At 72.7% G+C, this 21,008-nt stretch carries 19 protein-coding genes and 2 tRNA genes; 13 read left to right on the top strand and 8 right to left on the bottom strand.

Annotated elements, in window-relative coordinates:
* Positions 1–88 precede the first annotated feature (88 nt).
* Positions 89–223 (top strand): hypothetical protein, encoded by a 135-nt coding sequence (locus MOPEL_RS18810; protein WP_281023940.1) that lies wholly within the window; start codon positions 89–91, stop codon positions 221–223.
* 116 nt (positions 224–339) lie between these two features.
* Here the strand turns inward: MOPEL_RS18810 and MOPEL_RS15480 are convergent.
* Both MOPEL_RS15480 and MOPEL_RS15475 read right to left on the bottom strand, forming a co-directional pair.
* A tRNA-Ser gene (locus MOPEL_RS15480) sits at positions 340–426 on the bottom strand.
* A gap of 210 nt (positions 427–636) precedes the next feature.
* The gene (locus MOPEL_RS15475; RefSeq protein WP_009760644.1) at positions 637–1,158 is read right to left on the bottom strand and encodes a nucleoside deaminase; all 522 of its coding nucleotides are present in this window, start codon (positions 1,156–1,158) and stop codon (positions 637–639) included.
* Between the two features lie 16 nt (positions 1,159–1,174).
* Here MOPEL_RS15475 and upp point away from each other — a divergent pair, with 16 nt between their 5' ends.
* From upp to MOPEL_RS18200, 3 genes are all read left to right on the top strand, one after another.
* Complete coding sequence (gene upp / locus MOPEL_RS15470) at positions 1,175–1,813, top strand: uracil phosphoribosyltransferase (RefSeq protein WP_009760643.1); 639 nt, start codon at positions 1,175–1,177, stop codon at positions 1,811–1,813.
* Between the two features lie 334 nt (positions 1,814–2,147).
* On the top strand, positions 2,148–2,321 hold the full coding sequence (locus tag MOPEL_RS17900) for a hypothetical protein (protein WP_009760642.1): 174 nt from the start codon (positions 2,148–2,150) through the stop codon (positions 2,319–2,321).
* An 18-nt stretch (positions 2,322–2,339) separates the two neighbouring features.
* Positions 2,340–3,251, top strand: a complete 912-nt coding sequence (locus MOPEL_RS18200; protein WP_009760641.1) for a PH domain-containing protein — start codon at positions 2,340–2,342, stop codon at positions 3,249–3,251.
* A gap of 53 nt (positions 3,252–3,304) precedes the next feature.
* Here MOPEL_RS18200 and MOPEL_RS15460 read toward each other — a convergent pair whose 3' ends face one another.
* A complete protein-coding gene (locus MOPEL_RS15460; RefSeq protein ID WP_141631398.1) occupies positions 3,305–3,868 on the bottom strand; it encodes a VOC family protein in 564 nt (187 codons plus the stop codon).
* Between the two features lie 185 nt (positions 3,869–4,053).
* Between MOPEL_RS15460 and MOPEL_RS15455 the strand changes: the two genes are divergently transcribed.
* From MOPEL_RS15455 to MOPEL_RS15445, 3 genes are all read left to right on the top strand, one after another.
* Positions 4,054–4,722: a hypothetical protein gene (locus MOPEL_RS15455; RefSeq protein WP_009760639.1), complete on the top strand. Its 669-nt coding sequence runs from the start codon at positions 4,054–4,056 to the stop codon at positions 4,720–4,722.
* 137 nt (positions 4,723–4,859) lie between these two features.
* On the top strand, positions 4,860–5,627 hold the full coding sequence (locus MOPEL_RS15450; RefSeq protein WP_009760638.1) for a histidine phosphatase family protein: 768 nt from the start codon (positions 4,860–4,862) through the stop codon (positions 5,625–5,627).
* On the top strand, positions 5,620–6,504 hold the full coding sequence (locus MOPEL_RS15445) for an NAD(P)H-hydrate dehydratase (protein ID WP_245544807.1): 885 nt from the start codon (positions 5,620–5,622) through the stop codon (positions 6,502–6,504). Before MOPEL_RS15450 ends, MOPEL_RS15445 begins: the two co-directional genes overlap by 8 nt.
* Before the next feature lie 130 nt (positions 6,505–6,634).
* On the opposite strand, the gene MOPEL_RS15440 is transcribed toward MOPEL_RS15445, so the two are convergent.
* The 3 genes from MOPEL_RS15440 to MOPEL_RS15430 form a co-directional block, all read right to left on the bottom strand.
* Entirely contained in the window at positions 6,635–7,954 is a 1,320-nt protein-coding gene (locus tag MOPEL_RS15440; protein WP_009760636.1) for a guanine deaminase, read from the bottom strand.
* Positions 7,951–8,787, bottom strand: coding sequence for a uracil-DNA glycosylase (locus MOPEL_RS15435; RefSeq protein ID WP_040634941.1), 837 nt, complete (start codon positions 8,785–8,787; stop codon positions 7,951–7,953). Before MOPEL_RS15435 ends, MOPEL_RS15440 begins: the two co-directional genes overlap by 4 nt.
* Positions 8,788–8,947: 160 nt before the next feature.
* Positions 8,948–9,023, bottom strand: a tRNA-Arg gene (locus tag MOPEL_RS15430).
* 373 nt (positions 9,024–9,396) lie between these two features.
* On the opposite strand from MOPEL_RS15430, the gene MOPEL_RS15425 reads away from it, so the two are divergent.
* The 4 genes from MOPEL_RS15425 to MOPEL_RS15410 all read left to right on the top strand — a co-directional run bounded on the left by MOPEL_RS15425 (position 9,397) and on the right by MOPEL_RS15410 (position 16,685).
* Positions 9,397–11,211 (top strand): phosphoenolpyruvate carboxykinase (GTP), encoded by a 1,815-nt coding sequence (locus MOPEL_RS15425; protein ID WP_009760634.1) that lies wholly within the window; start codon positions 9,397–9,399, stop codon positions 11,209–11,211.
* A gap of 242 nt (positions 11,212–11,453) precedes the next feature.
* Positions 11,454–13,697 (top strand): ArnT family glycosyltransferase, encoded by a 2,244-nt coding sequence (locus MOPEL_RS15420; RefSeq protein ID WP_009760633.1) that lies wholly within the window; start codon positions 11,454–11,456, stop codon positions 13,695–13,697.
* Positions 13,698–13,707: 10 nt separating this feature from the next.
* On the top strand, positions 13,708–15,024 hold the full coding sequence (locus MOPEL_RS15415; protein WP_009760632.1) for a bifunctional glycosyltransferase family 2/GtrA family protein: 1,317 nt from the start codon (positions 13,708–13,710) through the stop codon (positions 15,022–15,024).
* Between the two features lie 203 nt (positions 15,025–15,227).
* Positions 15,228–16,685: an ADP-ribosylglycohydrolase family protein gene (locus MOPEL_RS15410; protein ID WP_009760631.1), complete on the top strand. Its 1,458-nt coding sequence runs from the start codon at positions 15,228–15,230 to the stop codon at positions 16,683–16,685.
* 97 nt (positions 16,686–16,782) lie between these two features.
* Here MOPEL_RS15410 and MOPEL_RS15405 read toward each other — a convergent pair whose 3' ends face one another.
* Positions 16,783–17,397: a class I SAM-dependent methyltransferase gene (locus MOPEL_RS15405; RefSeq protein WP_051992346.1), complete on the bottom strand. Its 615-nt coding sequence runs from the start codon at positions 17,395–17,397 to the stop codon at positions 16,783–16,785.
* 652 nt (positions 17,398–18,049) lie between these two features.
* Positions 18,050–18,568 carry a metallophosphoesterase family protein gene (locus MOPEL_RS15395; RefSeq protein ID WP_009760628.1) on the bottom strand — a complete coding sequence of 173 codons (519 nt, stop codon included), beginning with the start codon at positions 18,566–18,568 and terminating at the stop codon, positions 18,050–18,052.
* A 158-nt stretch (positions 18,569–18,726) separates the two neighbouring features.
* Between MOPEL_RS15395 and MOPEL_RS15390 the strand changes: the two genes are divergently transcribed.
* Positions 18,727–19,458, top strand: a complete 732-nt coding sequence (locus MOPEL_RS15390; protein WP_009760627.1) for a response regulator transcription factor — start codon at positions 18,727–18,729, stop codon at positions 19,456–19,458.
* Positions 19,455–20,969: a sensor histidine kinase gene (locus MOPEL_RS15385; RefSeq protein WP_009760626.1), complete on the top strand. Its 1,515-nt coding sequence runs from the start codon at positions 19,455–19,457 to the stop codon at positions 20,967–20,969. Before MOPEL_RS15390 ends, MOPEL_RS15385 begins: the two co-directional genes overlap by 4 nt.
* Positions 20,970–21,008: the final 39 nt, after the last annotated feature.

The following is a 21,008-nucleotide window of genomic DNA, read 5'->3' as shown; positions in this document are numbered from 1 at the left end:
ACCTAGACTCACGGGGACGCGACGTGCGCGTCGCGCACCCAGGCCGACCGGAGGCACCACGGTGCTCCGCCGCGAGAGGAGTCCAGCAATGTCAGAGCAGCCCAAGGACCAGAACACCGACCTCGACGAGCTCAACGAGCAGGGCGCCGGCGGCACCGTCGGCAAGGACTCGTCGTTCGAGCCCGAAGAGGACGACAAGGCCGCGGAGAAGTCCGACAAGTGACCCCGCGGGCGCGGGCCGGACGGCACTGACGCCCCACCCCGCGCCGGGAACGACGCGAGCCCCCGACCGGTGATCCGGCGGGGGCTCGCAATGTCTCCCGAACTGCGGGAGAGCGGCGGTGGCGGTGGGATTCGAACCCACGGTGGAGTTGCCCCCACACACGCTTTCGAGGCGTGCTCCTTTGGCCGCTCGGACACGCCACCGTGGACCACCTTACAAGAGCGTGAACGGGGCTGCGAAATCCCCCTCCCGACACGAGGCGTCGCAGGCAGGCTCCACGACGCCGACGCCGACGCCGACGTCGCCCTCGCCCCCGACCGCGTGGCCCGACATCGGTGATCACACCGGGGCGGGCCGGGACGGCGCCGACACGGACGAGGTCGCGGTCGCCGGTTCGGACGTCGCCGTCCCGCTCAGACGTCGGGGCGTCCCTCGGCACGCCCGGCACGGCGTGCGGCGAAGAAGTCGAGCAGGGGCCTGGCACACGCGTCGGCCTCGACGCCGCCGACGACCTCGAGGCGGTGCAGCGCCCGGGGGTCGCGGACGAGGTCCCACACGGATCCACATGCTCCCGCTCGTTCGTCCCAGGCACCGAAGACGACGCGGTCGACGCGGGCCTGGACGAGAGCACCCGCACACATCGCACACGGTTCGAGGGTGACCACGAGGGTGCAGCCGTCGAGGCGCCACGCCCCCCGCGTCGCGGCCGCCTCCCGCATCGCGACGACCTCGGCATGGCCCGCGGGATCGCCGAGTTCCTCACGCACGTTGCGTCCCCGGCCGAGGACGACCCCGTCGGCGTCGACCACCAGGGCCCCCACCGGAACATCCCCGTGCGGGACGCACTCGGCCGCGAGCGCACGCGCCTCCCGGAGCCACGGGAAGAACTCCGCCGTGCCCGGCATCCGGGGCAGGCCACGCACATCCAGGTCCACCGGCTAAGTTTCCCCCATGCGCGTGCACGTGGCCGACCACCCCCTCATCAAACACAAGCTCACCTACCTGCGCGACGAGCGCACCGACTCCCCGACGTTCCGGCGTCTCGCGGAGGAGCTCGTCACACTCCTCGCCTACGAGGCCACCCGGGAGGTGCGGGTCGAACCCTTCGAGATCAACACGCCGGTCGCACCGACCTCCGGCATCAAGCTCGCCAACCCCAAGCCGGTCATCGTGCCGATCCTCCGGGCGGGGCTCGGGATGCTCGAGGGCATGACGCGGCTGCTGCCCAGCGCCGAGGTCGGGTTCCTCGGCATGGTGCGCGACGAGCACACGCTCGAGGTGTCCGCCTACGCCAACCGCCTCCCCGAGAGCCTCCACGGCCGTCAGGTCTTCGTCATCGACCCGATGCTCGCCACCGGCCACACCCTCGTCATGGCGTTCGAGTTCCTCCGTGACCTCGGCGCCGACGACATCACGGCCGTCTGCCTCCTCGGCGCCCCCGAGGGCATCGAGGCCGTCCGCGAGACCGCCGACTCGCTCGGCATCCCCGTGACGCTCGTCCTCGGCTCGATCGACGAGAAGCTCGACGAGAACGGCTACATCGTCCCCGGCCTCGGCGACGCGGGCGATCGCCTCTACGGCGTCGTCTGATCTACGGCGTCGTCTGAGCAGACGCGACGCGACACCCCGGCCCCTCCCGACGGCCGGGCCGTCGTCACGACGGCGCCCCGCACGCCGGGTGCCGTCGTTCGCGCGGCGTCGTTCCGCCCCGACACCTGACGTCGTCGTCGGCCCGACGCGAGATCGCCCGCCGTCACGCAGGACCCGCCTCCCGGCGCGCCGCGACGCCGAACTCCCCTCGCCCCGCCCCCATGTGGTTCGATGACGTGGGGCACCCCGGCCACCGCCCTACGGCGACCTCCGACCCGGCCCCCGGCCCGGCACCCCCGACTCGTCCACGACCCGCCCGGAAGCGAGGAGATCGATGCCCCCCTCGATCAAGAAGGTGTTCACGTGGATCTTCTGGATCTTCGTGCTGTGGGCGATCTTCACCTCCCCCAACAAGGCCGCCGACATCATCGTCACGATCTGGGAGATCATCGTGAACGGCCTCAACGCCATCGCGACGTTCTTCGACCAACTGCTCACGGCGTTCTGACGCACGGAGGGGGTTCCGATGGTCGGCGAACACCGGCTGGAGAAGTACCTCACCGCGGGTGAGAAGGTCGTCGTCGCCACCCACCGGCACTGGTTCGCCATCGCCGAACCGCTCGCGACGGCCGCCGGCACGCTGCTCCTCATCGGTCTCGCGTTCGCCGCCGGCGCCCCGGCTGGCCTCGTGCAGGCGCTTCTCGTCGGATGGCTCGTCGTGTTCGGTCGGGCCGCGATCAGCGTGTGGGAGTGGAACGACGAATGGTTCGTCGCCACCGACCAACGTCTGCTGCTCATCTACGGATTCATCATCCGCAAGGTCGACATGCTGCCGCTCAGCAAGGTCACCGACATGACCTTCCGCCGCTCCGTCATGGGGCGGATCCTCGGCTACGGCACGTTCATCCTCGAGAGCGCGGGCCAGGATCAGGCGCTCTCCGACATCCACTTCATCCCCGACCCCAACGCCACGTACCTCCGCATCGTCGGCACGATCTTCAAGACCGGCGAGGAGGAGGACGGGATGCCGGCGACCGACGACCCGGAGGACGTCGGGGACCTCGGCGACATCGACGACCTCGCCGGCGTCGGTCACGGCGGACGTGCGGGCCGTCGACGCCGGTGGTGGGCGTTCGGCCGCAACGCCCGGGACGACGAGGACGCATGGGACGCGGAGGAGCACGAGGACGACGACCCCACGTCACGACCGGCGCTGCGGGGCGTCGTCGTGCGTGACCGCGGGGACGACCCCGACACCGAGAGCTTCGACCGGCCCCACCCTCGCCGTGCACACGGCCGCAACCCCGTCGAGGACCACCGCACCGGTCGAGGCCACCGCGATCCCGACTACGCCGAGACGCTCTACAGCTCCCGCAAGGGCGCCGAGATCGACCCGTGGGACGAGGACCACCACGGTCCTCACCGTCGACGTCGCTGACCCCACCCCCGGCGCGCCGGGGTCGCCGAAGTGCGGCGGCGGAGCGGTCTGCCTCAGACCTCCGGCGAGGCGGACGCGCCGGACTCGGGCCGGCGGCGCGACGCGTTCTCCGGAGGCAGGCCGAGTTCCGCCCGGATCGCGTCGATGTCGACCTCGCCGGGGTCGCCGCCCTGCTCGTAGACGCGGCGACGCTCGGTGCGCACCCGCATGTCGAGCTGCTGGAGGAGTCGCTCCTCCTCGGTGACGAGCGGCCGCGGCGCGAAGAGGTGGTAATAGCCCAGCGCGTTGCCCCAGTTGTCGGAGAAGTTCACGAACTGCACGACGTCGGGGACGGTGACGACCTCGCCGTAGGGCACCCGCGCCTCGCCGAGGCGGGCGACGGCGACGTCCATGTCCTCGACCTCGAACCGCACCCGCGCATTGTTGCCACCGGGACGCTCATGGCCGGTGGAGATCTGGAGCCACGCCCCCTCGCACACCTGCCACTCGAGGAAGTCGTCCATCGGCTTGGTGTCGGCACCTCGGCCGAACACGTGGGTGTAGAACTCCAGCACGTCACCGTGTTCGCCGGCGTTGATCGCGAAAGTCAGTCCGTGGAGTGAGCGCGGGTCGGCCATACGGCCAGGGTAGAGCACCGGCCCCCTGCGCCCCCGCGCCGAGAGACCCGGACGTATGCAGCGAATCGGTCTGCGCCCCAGCGCCTCCGAGGCGCACGTCCGGGAACGGTCAGCCCCGGCACGGTCCGGACGATGAGGGGACGACACCGAGTTCGCACGTCGTCCGCACGACGAGAGGGGCCCCTGTGATCGGCCACGCCGCCGACGCGCTTCTCTACTGTCTCGTCGCCGCCGGCTGCGTCGTCCTCGCCCACGGTGTCGACGCGCTCACGTCCCGCCGCGACGCGGAACGCACCCACCCGGTGGCCCTCGCGCTCCTCGCCGTCGGCGTCACGGCGCTCGCCGTCGGGGCGTTGTTCGCGCGGTCCTCGACGGACGTCCTCGTCGTCGCCTCCTCGTGCGCGGCCGTCGCCGTGAGCGCGTTGCCGCTCCTGGGGTTCCGCCTCGGAGGCGACTCCGAGACCCGCCGCGTCGACCCCTGGGACCGTGCCTACCGGGTCCACCCCGGTCGGGTCGCCCGGCTCCTCTCCCCCCGCATCCCGCGTCCGACGCCCGAGGCACCCCGCACCGGACGTGCCGCCGGACGCCCCACGTCGCGCACCGGATCCACGGCCGCCACGCCACCGGCGGACCGGCCCGCCGCCGACCCCACGCCCGCCCCGCTGCCGACCCGGACCATGGAGGCCGCGACCCACCACGGTGTCGTCGTCACCCCCGGCCCCCCGGGCACGACACCGCCCGCGGCGCGACCCGAGGTCTACGAGGCGGAGGAGACGCTCCACGACGTCACGCAGGTCGTCGGCGACCTCGGCCGCCTCCTCGGGCTCGACCGTCGCCCCCGGTCCGACGCCTGAGGACGCCCGCCCGGTCGCCTCGTCCCATCGCCCCGCGCGGGTCGGCGAGCGCGACGGGGAGCACGTGCCCACGACGCCGGATGCACCCCGCCCGCGTCGTCGGATGAATCCCCGCCCAGGCGGGTAAGTTCCCCGACATGAGTGACATCTCCGCCGGACACCGCCGGTGTCCCAGCCAACTCGTCCTCGTCCGACACGGCGAGAGCGCGGGAAACGTCGCCGACCGCCTCGCCCGCGAGAAGGGTTCGGGGGTCCTCCAGATCGACACCCGTGACGCCGACACGCCCCTCTCCGAGAACGGCCGCCGCCAGGCCGCCGGCATGGGCCGGGTCCTCGCCGAGCTCGCCGAGGAGGAGCGCCCGGGCATCGTCCTCGCCTCCCCCTACCGCCGCGCGCTCGAGACGGCGCGGATCGCCCTCGCCGAGTCGCCCCTCGTCGACGAGATCGTCGTCGACGAACGCCTCCGCGAGCGCGACCTCGGCATCTTCGACGGGCTCACCGGGCTCGGCATCCGCGAGAAGTTCCCCGAGGAGGCGGAGCGTCGAGGCCGGGAGGGCAAGTTCTACTACCGCCCGCCGGGCGGCGAGAGCTGGACCGACGTGGCCCTGCGTGTGCGGAGCGTCCTCGGGGACATCCGCAGCGAGTACGACGGCGAGCGCGTCTGGGTGTTCAGCCACCAGGCCGTCATCATGAGCTTCCGGTTCGTCATCGAGTCCCTCGACGAGGAGACCCTCCTCGGCATCGACACCGACACGCCGATGGCCAACTGCTCTCGCACGATCTACCACCGCGGCGAGACCGGCGGCCTCGAGCTGTCGACGTACGCGGACACCCGCGCGAGCGACCTCGCCGATGCGCCCCGCACCCACGAGGCCCCCAAGCATGCGGGAGACCATGATGTCTGAGTCGACGAAGACGCAGGACGACGTCGTCATCACCTCCTCCCAGCTGCGGGGCTGGCCGCCTCCGGACCCCAACGGCGACAAGGAGACCCGCGGGCGGGTCCTCGTCGTCGGTGGCCACGCGACGACGCCGGGCGCGGTGCTCCTCGCCGCCGAGGCCGCGCTGCGTGGCGGTGCGGGCAAGCTGCAGTGCGCCGTCCCGGGCACGATCGCCGTGCCCCTTGCGATGGCCGTCCCCGAGGCCGGCGTCGCTTCCCTCCCCGTCGACGACGGCGGCGACATCGCCGTCTCGGCCGCCGAGGAGATCGTCGAGCTCGCGAAGGACTGCGCGGCCGTCCTCCTCGGCCCCGGCATCGTCTCGCCGAGGGCGGCGTCCGCGCTGCTCGAGAAGGTCGTGCCGCAGCTCGACGTGCCCGTCGTCATCGACGCGCTCGGCATGGCCTACCTCACCGACCACCTCGACGGCGTCGCCCACCTCGAGGGCAAGGCCGTCCTCTCCCCCAACGTGGGCGAGCTCTCGCAGACCCTCGGTGAGGACCACGAGGACGACCCCCGGGCCGGCGCCGCCGAGCTCGCCCGCCGCACGGGGGCGACGGTCGCCTCCGGCACGGCGATGACGTGGATCGTCACCCCCGACGGGCGCTCCTGGCGGGACGAGGGCGGCAGCCCCGGACTCGGCGTCTCCGGCTCCGGCGACGTCAAGGCCGGCGCGATCGCGGGCCTCCTCGCCCGCGGCGCCGACCCCGAGCAGGCCGCCTGCTGGGCCACGTACGCCCACGGCCGCGCGGGCGAGCGTCTCGCGGCGCAGGTGGGTTCCACCGGGTTCCTCGCCCGCGAGCTCCTGCGGGAGATCCCGGCGGTCCTGGCCGAACTCGCCTGATCCCCACCGCCCGTCTCGTCACGACCACCGGCAAGGCGGCCACCCGGTCGTCGTGGGGGCGCGTCCGTCGACGACGGGCGCGCCCCCACGGTCGGACCCGGCCGAGATCGGGCGCGCGGTGCCCCCGCCGTCATCGTCCCGGCGGCTCCGCACACGTCGGGACGACCCGGGCACCCCGCGTCCACACCCCGGCGATGTCCGCCGCACCCGCGAGGGTGACGACACGGCCGAGAGCGTCCGTCGCGTCGTCGGCGTGGGCGAGGAGCCGCGCGAGAAGACTCCCCTCCGCAGGACGCACCCACACGGCGTCGAAAGACCGCCCCACGGACAGGTCGCCGACCTCCTCCTCGCCCAACGCGAGCGCACCCGCCCGTGTCGCGAGCCACAACAGGCGGGCCGGCGTGAGCGTGACCCCGTCGTCCGAACTGAGCTGCTGCACGGCGGCCGCCTCTCGCGCCTCGGCGAGCAGGCCGAGCCCCGCACCCGCCCCGATGTCGCTACCGAGCGCCGCCCGTACCCCGGCATCGAGATGCCGCCGCAGCGGGAACAGTCCGCTGCCGAGGCGCACGTTCGAGGTCGGGCAGTGCGCCACACGGGCGCCCCGCGCCGCGAGGACGTCGAGCTCGGCCCGTCCGGGATGGACGGAGTGCGCGAACACGGACCTCTCGTGGACGAGACCGTGGCGGTCGTACACGCCGACGTAGTGCGGATCGCCCGGGAACAGCTCCCGCACCTGGGCGATCTCGTCCGGGGCCTCGTTCACGTGGGTCGTCGTCCACACCCCCGGCGCGAGGCCCTGGAGCTCGGCGCACACGGCGAGCATGTCGTCGGTGCAGGCCGGCGCGAACCGGGGCACCACGGCGTACCGCACCCCGTCACGACCGTGACGGCGACCGAGGAGGTCCCGCCCCTCCGCCAACGCCTGCGCGGGAGTGACGCGGAGGGTGGGCGGCACCCCGCGGTCCGCCAACGTCGGCCCGGCCGTCACGCGCAACCCACCCGCCACCGCGGCGTCGAGGAACGCCTCCGTCGCGGCCGCGAGATGCGATCCGAACACGAGCGCGGTCGTCGTCCCCGCGGCCAGCATCGTCGCCACCGCGTCGTGGGCGGCCGCGTGGGCCGCTCGCACATCGACGTGCCGTTCCTCCTCGGGCAGCGCGCACTCCTCGAGCCACTGCGGCAACGGCATCCCCGGGCGCCCGAGGACGTGGACCTGCGCCGCGTGGGCGTGGGCGTCGACGAACCCGGGCAGGAGGACGCCCTCACGCAGGTCGACGACGTCCTCGCGCGGACGGCGGGCGCGGATGTCCGTCCACGGCCCGCGCTCGGCGACGCGCCCGTCCCGGACGACGATCGCGGCGTCGCTCTCGACCCGCAGGACGTCCGGCCGCTCCCACACGGCCCGCTCGTCGACGGGGGTGTCGAGGACGGTGGCCCGGTAGATCGTCACGGACGCTCCTCGCGGAGGCGGGAGAGGACGTCGTCGAGCATCTCGCGGGTGAGACGGCCGGTCTGGGTGTTGCGCATGCTCACGTGGTAGCAGCCGATGAGGCGCACCGTCCGATCCCCGGCGACGAGGGTCGCCCCGGCGCCGTGCCCGAACCTGGGCGCGGGGCGCGGCACGTCCCACCCGAGCCTGCGCGCCGCGGCGAGCGTCTGGGTCCACCCGATGCCGCCGAGCGCGACGATGATCCGCAGGGTCGGCGCCACGAGCGCCAGTTCACGGTCGAGCCACACCGAGCACGTCCGCCGCTCCTCCGCCGTCGGCATGTTCGCGGGCGGGGCGCAGTGGACGGGGGCCGTGATCCGCACCCTGCCGAGATCGAGACCGTCGCCCGCGTGGCGCGCCTCCGGGCGGTCCGCGACGCCGACCCGATGAAGGCTCCCGTAGAGCCACTCCCCGCTACGGTCCCCGGTGAACATGCGGCCCGTCCGGTTCGCGCCGTTCGCGGCGGGCGCGAGCCCCACGACGAGGCCGCGCGGCGACGCCGTCCCCACACCCGGCACCGGCCTGCCCCAGTACGGCTCGTCGGCGAAGGAGGCACGCTTGCTCTGCGCGACACCCTCCCGCCAGGCGACGAGACGCGGGCAGGCCCGACACACGCTCACCCGTTCGTCGAGCTCCGCCATCGTCGCGGCCGAGGACGCGAGACGCGTCACCTCGGTCGCGTTCCCCGCCACCGGGGTGCCCGGGCCCGCGAGATCCCCCGGCCACCCCGTCCCCGGCGGGACCGGGGAGTCGAACGGTGCACCCGTACCGGGGTGAGGGAGTGGACGAGCCATGCGGGGAGCGTAGGAGACGCCCGCAGCATCACTACCGCCGCCCTCGCCCACCTCCGAGGGGCCCCGGGGTGCGACGTCCTCGCACGACCGACAGGACGGCCCCGGACACGTGTGAAGCCCCGATCGGCGAGCCGATCGGGGCTTCACACGTGTCCTACCGTGGCGCGCCCGAAGGGATTCGAACCCCTAACCTTTTGATCCGTAGTCAAATGCTCTATCCGTTGAGCTACGGGCGCTCATCGCTTGAGGCGACGTCGTGAGACTGTACCCGCCTCGGTCGTCGAATGCGAATCGGGTGGTCGGAGGACCTTCACCGCACCCCCATCGGAACACCCACGAGCCTCCGACCCCGCCCTCTGAGCCACGATCACGGCGGCCTGTACCCCTCCACCCCGCGAGTGATCTGTTTCACACCGGGGGGGGAGAGTCCGTCATCTCCCACCGCCCAGCGGCAGAGCCCCGCCGATTACCGTGATCATCCTCACCCCTGTCCACAACGTGGACGTTCAACGGGGGTGCAGCCGGGACGGCGGGTGCATCCGCGACCGCCACGCCTAGGCTGAACACGACGTGACTCATCGGAGAGACCACGAAAGGGATGGCGTGACCATGACGACGACCTCGACGGACATTCCCACCACAGGGGGCACCAGCCACAAGGAGCTGGCGGCCTGGGTCGAGGAGGTTGCCGCCCTCACGACCCCCGACAGCATCGTCTGGTGCGACGGCTCCGACGAGGAGTGGGACCGCCTGACGCAGAAGCTCGTGGACGCGGGCACCTTCGTCAAGCTCGACAGGAAGCCCAACTCCTTCTGGGCGACCTCCGACCCGGCCGACGTGGCACGCGTCGAGGACCGCACCTTCATCTGCACCAAGGACGCCGAGGGTGCCGGCCCGACGAACCACTGGATGGCGCCCGACGAGATGAAGGGCATCATGAGCGACCTCTACCGGGGGTGCATGAAGGGCCGGACGATGTACGTCATCCCCTTCGTCATGGGCCACCTCGAATCCGACACCCCGATGTACGGCGTCGAACTCACCGACAGCGAATACGTCGTCTGCTCCATGCGCATCATGGCCCGCATCGGCTCGAAGATCCTCGAGAAGATGGAGGAGACGGACGCCCCGTACGTCAAGTGCCTCCACTCCGTCGGCGCCCCGCTCGCCGAGGGTCAGCAGGACGTCGCCTGGCCGTGCAGCGAGACGAAGTACATCTCCCACTTCCCCGAGGAGCGCATGATCTGGAGCTTCGGCTCCGGCTACGGCGGCAACGCCCTCCTCGGCAAGAAGTGTTACGCGCTGCGCATCGCCTCGGCCATGGCCCACGACGAGGGCTGGCTCGCCGAGCACATGCTCATCCTCAAGCTCACCTCCCCGGAGGGCAAGGTCCACTTCATCGCGGCCGCGTTCCCGAGCGCCTGCGGCAAGACGAACCTCGCGATGATCGAGCCCACCATCCCCGGCTGGAAGGCAGAGATGGTCGGCGACGACATCGCCTGGATGCGCTTCCGTAACGGCAAGCTCTACGCCGTCAACCCGGAGAACGGCCTCTTCGGCGTCGCGCCCGGCACGGGCTACCCGACGAACCAGAACGCGATGCACGCGATCGAGAAGGGCAACTCGATCTTCACCAACGTCGCGCGCACCCTGGACGGCGACGTCTGGTGGGAAGGCATGACGGACGAGGCCCCCGACGAGCTCATCGACTGGCGCGGCGACACGTGGACGCCGGAGAGCGAGAACAAGGCCGCCCACCCGAACAGCCGGTTCTGCACCCCGATCACGCAGTGCCCCGTCACCGCGCCCGAGTTCGACGACCCGAACGGCGTGCCGATCTCGGCGATCCTCTTCGGTGGTCGCCGCAAGACGACGATCCCGCTCGTCACCGAGGCCCGCGACTGGAACCACGGCACGTTCATCGGTTCGACGGTCTCCTCCGAGACGACCGCCGCCGCCGCGGGTGCCGTGGGTGTCGTCCGCCGCGACCCGATGGCGATGCTGCCGTTCATCGGCTACAACGCCGGTGACTACCTCCAGCACTGGGTGAACCTCGGCAGGGAGCACGCCGACGCGATGCCGAAGGTGTTCCTCGTCAACTGGTTCCGTCGTGACGAGGACGGCGGGTTCGCCTGGCCGGGCTTCGGCGAGAACAGCCGCGTCCTCAAGTGGGTCGTCGAGCGTCTCGAGGGCACCGGCGAGGGTGTCGAGACGCCCATCGGCACCGTCCCCGCCGAGGGTGCGCTCGACGTCGACGGCCTCGACATGGAGCCGGGCCAGCTCGAGCAGGCCACCAAGTTCGACGTCGAGGAGTGGAAGGCCGAGATCCCGCTCATCGAGGAGTGGTTCGCCCAGTTCGGCGACAAGCTCCCCCAGGAGCTCCGCGACGAGCTCGACGGGCTCAAGAAGCGCCTCGACGCCTGACGTCCTCCGCTCTCGAAGGCCGGTCACCCCTCCGGGTGGCCGGCCTTCGGCGTTTCTTCGGCCGGCGTCCGGGTGCGCATGCCGACGGTGGCCGGGCCGGGTGGGGATGAGGTGGCGGTGACCGGGGGTCACGGACACCAAGGCCACGCCGAGCAGGAGGAGTTCGCCGTCCTGGTGGAGCCATTCCCGGGCGACAGGGGTGACACAGGAACCCCATAGGGTTCGCGCGGATCGTCGAGGACATGGTCACCGACACCGCCCTCGTACCGGCGGACGCACGCTCGTGTGGAGTTCTCGCCCGCACCCGTGACGTCCTCACCCCTCGACCCAGACTCCGCCGTGCGGCGGGAGCCGGAGAGGCTTCCGTCACGCCCGACGCCGCGACGAGCACCACCGCGGGAGGCTCCGGCGCGACGCCCGCCGCTTCCGCTCACTCCGGCCTCCGCACGTGGCCCACCTGGGAGAAGGTCTCCCTCGCGGCGCTGTTGCTCGGCACCCTCGCGTTCTGGCTCTACGGCCTTTCCGCGAACGGGTACGCCAACTCCTTCTACTCCGCCGCCGTACAGGCCGGGTCGCAGAGCTGGACCGCGATGTTCTTCGGGTCCTCGGACGCGGCCAACTCGATCACCGTCGACAAGCCGCCCGCCTCGCTGTGGGTCATGGCCCTCTCGGTGCGACTGTTCGGGCTGAACCCGTGGGCGATCCTCGTGCCCGAGGTGCTCATGGGCGTCGGGACCGTCGCGATCCTCTACGCCGCGGTGCGGCGCCACGGCGGACACGTCGCCGGACTGCTCGCGGGGCTCGTCCTCGCGGTGACTCCCGTCGCGACCCTCATGTTCCGGTTCAACAACCCCGACGCGCTTCTCGTCCTGCTGCTCACGGCGGCGACCGCGGCGATGCTCCGCGCGGTCGAGAAGGCCTGCGGACGGCGGTTCGCGCTCGTCGGGATGCTGCTCGGGTTCGCGTTCCTCACCAAGACGCTCCAGGCGTTCCTCGTGCTGCCCGTCCTCGGCCTCGTCTACCTCGTCTGCGCCCCGACGACCCTGCGCCACCGCGTCGTGCACAGCCTCGGTGGCCTCGCCGCGATGCTCGTCGCGGGCGGCTGGTGGGTCGCGATCGTCGAACTGCTCCCCGCCTCGATGCGCCCGTACATCGGTGGGTCGCAGACGAACAGCTTCCTCGACCTGACCTTCGGCTACAACGGCCTCGGCCGCATCAACGGCGACGAGGCCGGGAGCGTCGGACCGAACTCCGGCACCCAGAGCATCCTGCGGTTGTTCTCGAGCAGCGTCGGCGGACAGATCTCCTGGCTCATCCCCACCGCCCTCGTGTTCCTCGCCGTCGGGCTGTGGGTCACGCGCCGCGCACCCCGCACCGATCTGCGGCGCGTCTCCTACCTCCTGTGGGGCGGGTGGCTCGTCGTCACCGGGCTCGTGTTCTCGCTCATGGCCGGCATCTTCCACGAGTACTACACCGTGGCCCTCGCGCCCGCCGTCGCCGCGCTCGTCGGCGTGGGTGCCGTCGACGCCTGGCGCCGCGTCCGTTCCCAGGACGTCCGCTGGGGGTCGGTGACCCTCTCGGTCGCCACCGCCGCTGCCTCCGTATGGGGGTTCGTCCTCCTCACCCGCGTCGCCGACCAGGCCTACGGGCCCCTGCGGTACGTCGTCCTCACCCTCGGGCTCAGCTGCGCGCTGCTCCTCCTCGTCACCGAGCGCATGCACCGGCGTTTCGTCCCCGTCGTGCTCGCCGGGGCGCTCCTCGCAAGCCTCGCCGGACCCACCGCCTACTCCGTCTCGACCGTCAGCCACGGGTACAGCGGCTCCATCGTCACCGCCGGCCCGACCAGCGGCATGGGCCCCGGCGGCGCGGGCGGCGGCCCCGGCGGCGGCACCCCACCGCAGGCACGCGGCGCCACCGGGTCGACCACGGGATCGTCGACCTCGACCGGCACGGCCGCCGCGGGCAGTGCGTCCACCGGCTCCAGCGGCACGACCGGCGCGACCACGGGGTCGTCGAGTTCGAACGGCAGCACGACCGGCACGGCGCAGAGCGGCAGCGCCCTCGGTGGCCTGTTGAACGCCGGGACCCCGAGCGAGGAGGTCGTCGCCGCGCTGCAGGCGGACGCCGACTCCTACACGTGGGCGGCGGCGGCCATCGGGTCGCAGAACTCCGCCGGCCTGCAGCTCGCGAGCGGTGAACCCGTCATGGCCATAGGCGGATTCAACGGCTCCGACCCCTCGCCGAAGCTCGCGCAGTTCCAGTGGTACGTCGCGAACGGGCGGATCCACTGGTTCGCCGCGAGCGGCCAGGGCGCCGGCCCCGGCATCGGCGGCACCGGCACCGCCGCGAAGATCACCGCGTGGGTCACCGCGAACTACACCGCCGTGACGATCGACGGCGCGACGTTCTACGACCTCACCCAGCCGCTGAGCCCGACGACCACCAGCACCACGACCGGCACGACCGGCACGACAACCACGAACTGAGGTGACCGACATGACCGCCCGACGTCTCGACCCGTCGCCCGCACCGACATCCACCGCGACGCCCGTGCTCGACGTGGTGATCCCCGTGTACGACGAGGAGGGGAGCCTCGCCGCCTGTGTACGGCGGCTCCATGCGCACCTCGCGACGTACGTCCCCTACCCCTTCCGCATCACCGTCGCCGACAACGCGAGCACCGATTCCACCTGGGAGGTCGCGCAGGCGCTCACCCGGGAGTTCCCGGAGGTCACCGCGGTGCACCTGACGCAGAAGGGGCGCGGACGGGCGTTGAAGCAGGTGTGGCTCGACTCCGACGCGACCGTACTCGCCTACATGGACGTCGATCTCTCCACCGACCTCGACGCCCTGTGGCCACTCGTCGCGCCGCTGCTGAGCGGGCACAGCGACCTCGCCATCGGTTCCCGGCTCGCGAACGGCTCCCGGGTCGTCCGCGGTGGATACCGCGAGTTCGTCTCCCGCAGCTACAACCTCGTGCTGCGCACATCGCTGTCGGCGCGGTTCGGCGACGCCCAGTGCGGGTTCAAGGCGATCCGCGCCGACGTCGCCCGCGCCCTCCTGCCCCACGTGAAGGACACGACGTGGTTCTTCGACACCGAACTCCTCGTCCTCGCCGAACGGTGCAACCTGCGTATCCACGAGGTGCCCGTCGACTGGTTCGACGACCCCGACAGCCGCGTCGACGTCGTCGGGACCGCCCTGGACGACCTGCGCGGCGTGGCGCGGATGCGTCGGTCGCTCGCACGGGGTGAGATCCCCACCGGGATGATCGCCGCCGACCTCGGGCGTGGGCGGCTGCGTTCCGGGCTCGGGCGACAACTCGCCCGGTTCGCCGGGGTGGGGGTCGCGAGCACCGCCTTCCACCTGGGGGTATTCGCCTCCCTCGATGCGGCCGGGCTCGGCGCGCAGGCCGCGAACACGGTCGCGCTGCTGCTCGCGACCGTCGCGAACACCGCGGCGAACCGGTGGTGGACCTTCGAGGCCGCGGGCCGGGAGGGCGTGTGGCGGCAGCAGGTGGAGGGCCTCGGTGTCTTCGCGCTGTTCTGGGCGCTCGGCGCGGCGGCTCTCAGGCTCCTCGACGGGCTCACCCCCGGCGCGGGCACCGGCCTGCGGACCCTCGTCGTCGGCCTCGCCAACGTCCTCGCCACGGTGACGAAGTTCCTCGTCCTACGCCGCAGCATGGACCCCGGCCACGGCGACCGCGGGTTCTTCCTCCCCGAGAACGAGGAGACGACAGACGTCGTGCCGACGATCGCCGACGCCGACGGAGCCCTCTCACCCGCACGGAAACGCCGGCTCGCCGCGGCCTGACCCGGCGAGCGCACCGGCGTCCGAGAGGACGGGTGGACCCACGCACGGCGTATGGGTCCACCCGTCGGCGTCGTTCCGGGGGCGTCGACGCAGGGGTGACACGTGACATCCGCGGCATTGGGGTATCACGGGTGAGGGGACCGCCCGAGGGTCGTCCCACCACCCGTTCGCCGCGTGGGCGGCCGACGACAGGAGGAGACGCGATGAGGCTGACATCGGCACAGACGGATCGGGCGGCCGGGGTGCTGCTCGGGCAGGCCATCGGGGACGCGTTGGGGGTGCCGTACGAGTTCGGGAGCGCGCCACTCGTCCCCGGCCACGCCGAGCTGATCGGTGGGGGCCTCGGCGGCTTCGCACCCGGCGAGTGGTCCGACGACACGGCGATGGCCGCGTGCATCGCGCGCGTCTCCGCGACGGGCGCCGACCTCACCGGCGACGACGCCCTCGCCGCCGTCGCGCAGGGGTTCGTCGAGTGGATCGACGACGACCCCGCCGACGTCGGCATGCAGATCGGCGCGATCCTCCGCGATGTCGCGACGCTCCCCCACGACGCCTCGGCCGCGGTCCTCGCCCGCATGCGGCAGCTCTCCGACGCCGCCGCCGCGCAGGACAAGGCCGGCAACGGCGCCCTCATGCGGACCGGCGTCGTCGGTCTCGTCGCCCTCGACGACCGCGAGCGCACCGCCCGCGCCGCCGCGGCCGTCGCCGCCCTCACTCACGCCGACTCCCGCTGCGTCGACTCGTGCGTGCTCTGGTCGGAGGCGGTGCGCGTCGCCGTCATCGAGCGGCGCCTCGACGTGCGTGCCGGGCTCGACCTCCTGCCCGAGGAACGGCGCGGGCAGTGGGAGACGTGGATCGACGAGGCGGAGACGTGGACGCCGTCGCAGTTCGCCCCGAACGGGTACACGGTCACGGCGTTCCAGGCGGCGTGGGCGGCGATCCACGCGACGGCGGGCTCGCGCGAGGCCTACGGCGCCGACCACGTCGAGGACGCGCTGCAGACGGCGATCGCGATCGGTGACGACACCGACACCGTCGCGGCGATCGCGGGCGCGCTGCTCGGCGCGCGGTACGGGGTGTCGGGGCTGCCCACCGACCGCGCCCGCCGCGTCCACGGCTGGCCCCACCTGCGCGGACGCGATCTCGTGGGTCTCGCCCTCGCGACGGCCACCCGCGAGCAGGGCGCCTGGCCGCAGCGCAAGACCATGCGGACGGGCTTCAACCGTCCCCTCGCCGTGCCCCACCCGGCCGACTCCGGCGTCCTCCTCGGCACCGAGGCCAACCTCGATCAGGTCGCCGACCCCCGCGCCACCGCCGTCGTGTCGCTCTCGCGGGTGGGCACCGCCGACATCGCCGCCGCCGCGTCCGCCACCGGCAAGCACGTCGAGGTGTGGCTCGTCGACTCCGACTCCCCCGACGGCAACGCCGACCTCGCGTGGACGCTCCGCGACGCCGCCCGCACCGTCCGGCGGCTGCGGGAGGAGGGCGAGACCGTGCTGCTCCACTGCGTCGCGGCGTTCCACCGCACCCCGTCGGTCGCGCTCGCCTACGCCCGGCTCATCGGCGTCGACGCCGACACCGCCGCGCGCGACATCGAAGCCGTCCTCGGACGCCGCATCGGCGGGCGGCTCTGGGAGACCGCCCGCACCATGCCCCTGTGACGCGAGCGGGGCCGCACCTCGGACAAGAGGTGCGGCCCCGCCGCGTCTCGCCCCACCGCGCCGGCCAGGGCGGAGCCGGGGGCGAGCAGAGAGGGATTCAGAGGAACCGGGCCCGGACGATGCCGTCGCGGTGGTCATGAGCCCCAGCACCCTCGATGACCTCGCGGTCGACGGCCTCGTCGACCTCGATCCGCCACCCCGCACCCACCGTGGCGGGCACGTCCGCCGGGGCGACGAGAGCGTCCGGGTCGAACCCGTGAGCACGCGCCCGCTCCCGGTCGACGTCGAGATGGTGGACGAACAGCAGGGTTCCGCCGGGAGCCACGCGGTCGAGCACGTGCTCCCACACTCCTGAGTCTGTGTGCAGCACCGGACAGAACGCGATGACGAGGTCGAACCGCCCCTCGACCTGCGCGACGTCCGCCACCTGCCGGTCGACCGTGAGCCCGAGTCGCTCCGCCCGGGCACGCCCCCGATCGACGGCTACGCGGGAGACGTCGACCGCGGTCACCGCCCACCCGTGCTCGGCCAGCCAGAGGGCATCGGCACCCTCGCCGCAGCCGATGTCGAGGGCGGTGCCGGGCGAGAGCGTCGAGGCCTCCCGGACGTCGGCACCTCCGCCCGCGGCGAGCGCTTCCGGCGACGCGAACCGAGGACCGAGACGATCAGGGTGTTCATGAGACCGCCCCTGTCGACGAATCCGACGACGCACCCGCCGAGGGCTGTCCCGCCGGTGACGAGTCGACCTGGTCGACCGCGGAGGGCCGGACCCCGGCGTCGTGCAGCGACGTCTGGGCGCCTCCGTCCTGCAAGGACGAGTCGGGGGCGCCGGAACCCGCGGGGGCACCGGGCATCCGAGACCCACCACCGGGCATTCCACCTGACACTCCACCGGGCACCCCACCGGGCATCGCGCCGGCACCGGGCCCCGTGCCCGGTTGCTGCGGGCCGTGCATACCCGGTCCGGTGGACGCCCCCGTCCCGGAGGGAAGGGTCGCGGCGGCCGCGATCGTGCCCGCCGACGCGAACGAGACGGCGAGCGCGGCGACGACCGCGGTCTTCTTCCCCGACCAACGGGGAGGGGTGACCGCCGGAGCCGTCGCCGACCGGGTGGGTGAGGCCCCGTCGGTGTCCCGGGGGTCGGGACCGCAGGTGGAGCGAGGGTCGGTGTAGGGGGCGTTGTGGGGGTCGTTGTGGGGGTCGGTGTGGGGGGCGTGGGTCACGGGGGTTCTCCTCTGGTGTCCCCGAGCGAGGCCCGGGAGGAACGATGCGATGTCCTCACCGTCGAGGGGAAACCCATGAGGGCGCTGTGCGCGGGCGAGGTCCTTCCTACGAGAGGAGGCGGAACCGACCCCGGGCGGCGGTCACCTCCGCACCGACGCCCTCGCCGTGGTGGGCGGGAGCGGATGGAGGGAGGTCTGCACGCGGCCCTCGGCGAGGTCGAGGACGCCGTAGGTGCCGGCGGGTTGGCGGCGCTTGTCGGTGGGTGAGCCGGGGTTGAAGAGGTTGACGGCCCCGTCGGGCTCGTCGAGCGGGATGTGGGAGTGGCCGAAGACGACGAGGTCGGCGTCGGGGAATCGGCGGCGCATCCGACGGTCCCGGCCCTGCTTGGCGCCCGCGTCGTGGATCATCGCGATCCGCACGCCCTCGAGCTCGAACTCGAGCGTCTCGGGCGCACCCCACGCCGCGACGTCCGGGCCGTCGTTGTTGCCGAGCACCACACGGACGGGCGCGAACTCGGCGAGGTCGTCGAGCACGTCGGAAGTGCACACGTCACCGGCGTGGAGGACGAGATCGGCCTCCCGCAGGGGCTCCTCCAGCGCAAGAGGCAGCACTTTCCAGTGGCGAGGAGCATGGGTGTCGGAGAGGACGACGACGCGCATTCCCCCACCCTACGAAGGGCTCCCCTCCCTCGAGTGGGCACCCGAAGACGGCCGACACCGGCCGACACGCCACGTGACGGAGCCCCGACCCCACGCTCATAGGAACCGCACAGGCGCGGCACAGCGACGCGGGGAGTCGGCGCGTGTCTACTGGAGTCATGACCGCGACGCCCGCCGCCCCCAGGCTCACCCGCCCCGACGGCTCGCCGGTGCGGGTGCTCGTCGTCGACGACGAGGCGAACCTCACGGAGTTGCTGTCGATGGCGATGCGGTACGAGGGATGGGAGATCCGCACCTCGCACGCGGGGGCCGACGCCGTGCGGGCCGCGCGCGAGTTCCGGCCCGACGCGGTCGTGCTCGACTGGATGCTCCCCGACTTCGACGGGCCCGAGGTGCTGCGCCGCATGCGCGCCGACGACCCCGACGTCCCCGTGCTGTTCCTCACCGCGAAGGACGCCGTCGAGGACCGCGTCGCCGGGCTCACCGCGGGCGGTGACGACTACGTCGTCAAGCCGTTCAGCCTCGAGGAGGTCGTCGCGCGGGTGCGAGGCCTCATGCGACGCACGGCGGTACGCGTCGACGACGCCTCGCCACTGCTCGTCGTCGGCGACCTCACCCTCGACGAGGACTCCCACGAGGTCACCCGCGGCGGCGACGAGATCACCCTCACGGCGACGGAGTTCGAGCTGCTCCGCTACCTCATGCGCAACCCCCGCCGGGTGCTGAGCAAGGCCCAGATCCTCGACCGCGTGTGGAACTACGACTTCGGCGGCCAGGCCAACGTCGTCGAGCTCTACATCTCGTACCTGCGCAAGAAGATCGACGCGGGCCGTGCCCCGATGATCCACACCCTGCGCGGCGCCGGGTACGTCCTCAAGCCGGCGTCGTGAGCACGACACTCACCGGGGTCGTCGTCGACTCCACGCCCGGCCCGGCGGACGGGCCCTCCGGAAGCGGTCCGCGACGGGGCCCGTTCCGGGGGTGGACACTGCGCCGCACGCTCGTCGTCTCGATCCTCACGCTGTTCGCGCTCGTCACCCTCGCGACGGGGTTCGGCATGAGCACCCTCCTCGAACGCAGCCTTGTCGCCGAGCTCGACGGGCGGGTGGCCTCGACGGCGGCGCGGGTCCTCGGACCGGGAGGGGGCCCGGGCGGCCACCGGCCGGAACCGGCGTCCCCCGGCCAGGGGCGGCCGCTCAGCGACATGCTCGTCGTCGTCGTGGACGGTTCGACCGTCGAGACGAACACGGTCGCGACCCGCGACGGCGGCTCGCGCAGCCTGGCGATGCCGCAGGTCGAGGCGTTGCTGCAGGCGGGGCTCACGAGCAGACCCTCGACCGTCGACCTCGGCGATCCGCTCGGCCCCTACCGGGTCGTCGCCGTGACGACGGACCGGGGAGAGCGCGTCGTCACCGGCCTCCCCATGCAGCCGCTCTACGACGCCGTGCGGCAGATGCGACTCATCACCGCCGGGCTGGGGCTCCTCGGGTTTCTCCTCGTCGGCGTCGGCACGGCGTGCCTCGTCTCGCGCGCGCTGCGCCCCCTCGATCGTGTCGCCGCCACGGCGACGCGGGTCGCGACCCTCCCGCTGTCGAGCGGTGAGGTCGAGCTCGTCGAGCGTGTGCCGAGTCGCGACACCGACCGCCGCACCGAGGTCGGCCAGGTCGGCGCCGCGCTCAACGATCTCCTCGACCACGTCGACGTCGCTCTGCGTCACCGGCAGGAGAGCGAGACGACGCTGCGGCGGTTCGTCGCCGACGCGAGCCATGAGCTGCGGACTCCCCTCGCCTCGATCCGCGGCTACACCGAGCTCTCGCTCCGCGACGATCGGCTGCCCGGGGAGGTGCGGGGGTCGCTGCGGCGGGTCGAGTCCGAGTCGGCGCGCATGGCGGCGCTCGTCGAGGACCTGCTGCTGCTCGCCCGCCTCGATGCGGGACGCGACCTCACCCATGAACCGGTCGACCTCACGATGCTCCTCGTCGAGACGGTGAACGACGCCCGCGTCGTCGGACCGGACCACGTGTGGCGCCTCGACCTGCCGGAGGAACCCGTCGAGGTGACGGGTGACCGGGCGCGCCTCACGCAGGTGCTCGTCAACCTCCTCGCGAACGCCCGACTCCACACCCCGCCGGGGACGACCGTCACCGGTGGGCTCCGCGCCGAGTCGGGTGGGGCCGTGCTCACGATCTGCGACGACGGTCCCGGCATCGACCCGGAGATGCTGCCGACGATCTTCTCCCGCTTCGCGCGCGGCGACACGGCCCGCACGAGGGAGGGCGGATCGACGGGCCTCGGACTCTCCATCGTCGAAGCCGTGACGACGGCGCACGGCGGCACCGTCGACGTCGAGTCCCGCCCCGGGCGGACGTGCTTCACCCTGCGGCTGCCCCGCGGGAGCTGATCGAGCACCGTCCCGCGGGCCTTCCGAGGGGAGACATGC

This window comes from Mobilicoccus pelagius NBRC 104925, from assembly GCF_000247995.1.
GTDB lineage: Bacteria > Actinomycetota > Actinomycetes > Actinomycetales > Dermatophilaceae > Mobilicoccus > Mobilicoccus pelagius.
Note: the sequence above shows the minus strand (reverse complement) of the source record. Positions and strands in the feature narration are given on the sequence as shown.

Coding starts and splice junctions, on each gene's coding strand:
- upp (WP_009760643.1), top strand. CDS start 1,175: ATGCGCGTGCACGTGGCCGACCACCCCCTCATCAAACACAAGCTCACC.
- MOPEL_RS15425 (WP_009760634.1), top strand. CDS start 9,397: ATGACGACGACCTCGACGGACATTCCCACCACAGGGGGCACCAGCCAC.
- MOPEL_RS15445 (WP_245544807.1), top strand. CDS start 5,620: ATGTCTGAGTCGACGAAGACGCAGGACGACGTCGTCATCACCTCCTCC.
- MOPEL_RS15390 (WP_009760627.1), top strand. CDS start 18,727: ATGACCGCGACGCCCGCCGCCCCCAGGCTCACCCGCCCCGACGGCTCG.
- MOPEL_RS15395 (WP_009760628.1), bottom strand. CDS start 18,568: ATGCGCGTCGTCGTCCTCTCCGACACCCATGCTCCTCGCCACTGGAAA.
- MOPEL_RS15450 (WP_009760638.1), top strand. CDS start 4,860: ATGAGTGACATCTCCGCCGGACACCGCCGGTGTCCCAGCCAACTCGTC.
- MOPEL_RS15415 (WP_009760632.1), top strand. CDS start 13,708: ATGACCGCCCGACGTCTCGACCCGTCGCCCGCACCGACATCCACCGCG.
- MOPEL_RS18200 (WP_009760641.1), top strand. CDS start 2,340: ATGGTCGGCGAACACCGGCTGGAGAAGTACCTCACCGCGGGTGAGAAG.
- MOPEL_RS15435 (WP_040634941.1), bottom strand. CDS start 8,787: ATGGCTCGTCCACTCCCTCACCCCGGTACGGGTGCACCGTTCGACTCC.
- MOPEL_RS15420 (WP_009760633.1), top strand. CDS start 11,454: ATGGTCACCGACACCGCCCTCGTACCGGCGGACGCACGCTCGTGTGGA.
- MOPEL_RS15410 (WP_009760631.1), top strand. CDS start 15,228: ATGAGGCTGACATCGGCACAGACGGATCGGGCGGCCGGGGTGCTGCTC.
- MOPEL_RS17900 (WP_009760642.1), top strand. CDS start 2,148: ATGCCCCCCTCGATCAAGAAGGTGTTCACGTGGATCTTCTGGATCTTC.
- MOPEL_RS15460 (WP_141631398.1), bottom strand. CDS start 3,868: ATGGCCGACCCGCGCTCACTCCACGGACTGACTTTCGCGATCAACGCC.
- MOPEL_RS18810 (WP_281023940.1), top strand. CDS start 89: ATGTCAGAGCAGCCCAAGGACCAGAACACCGACCTCGACGAGCTCAAC.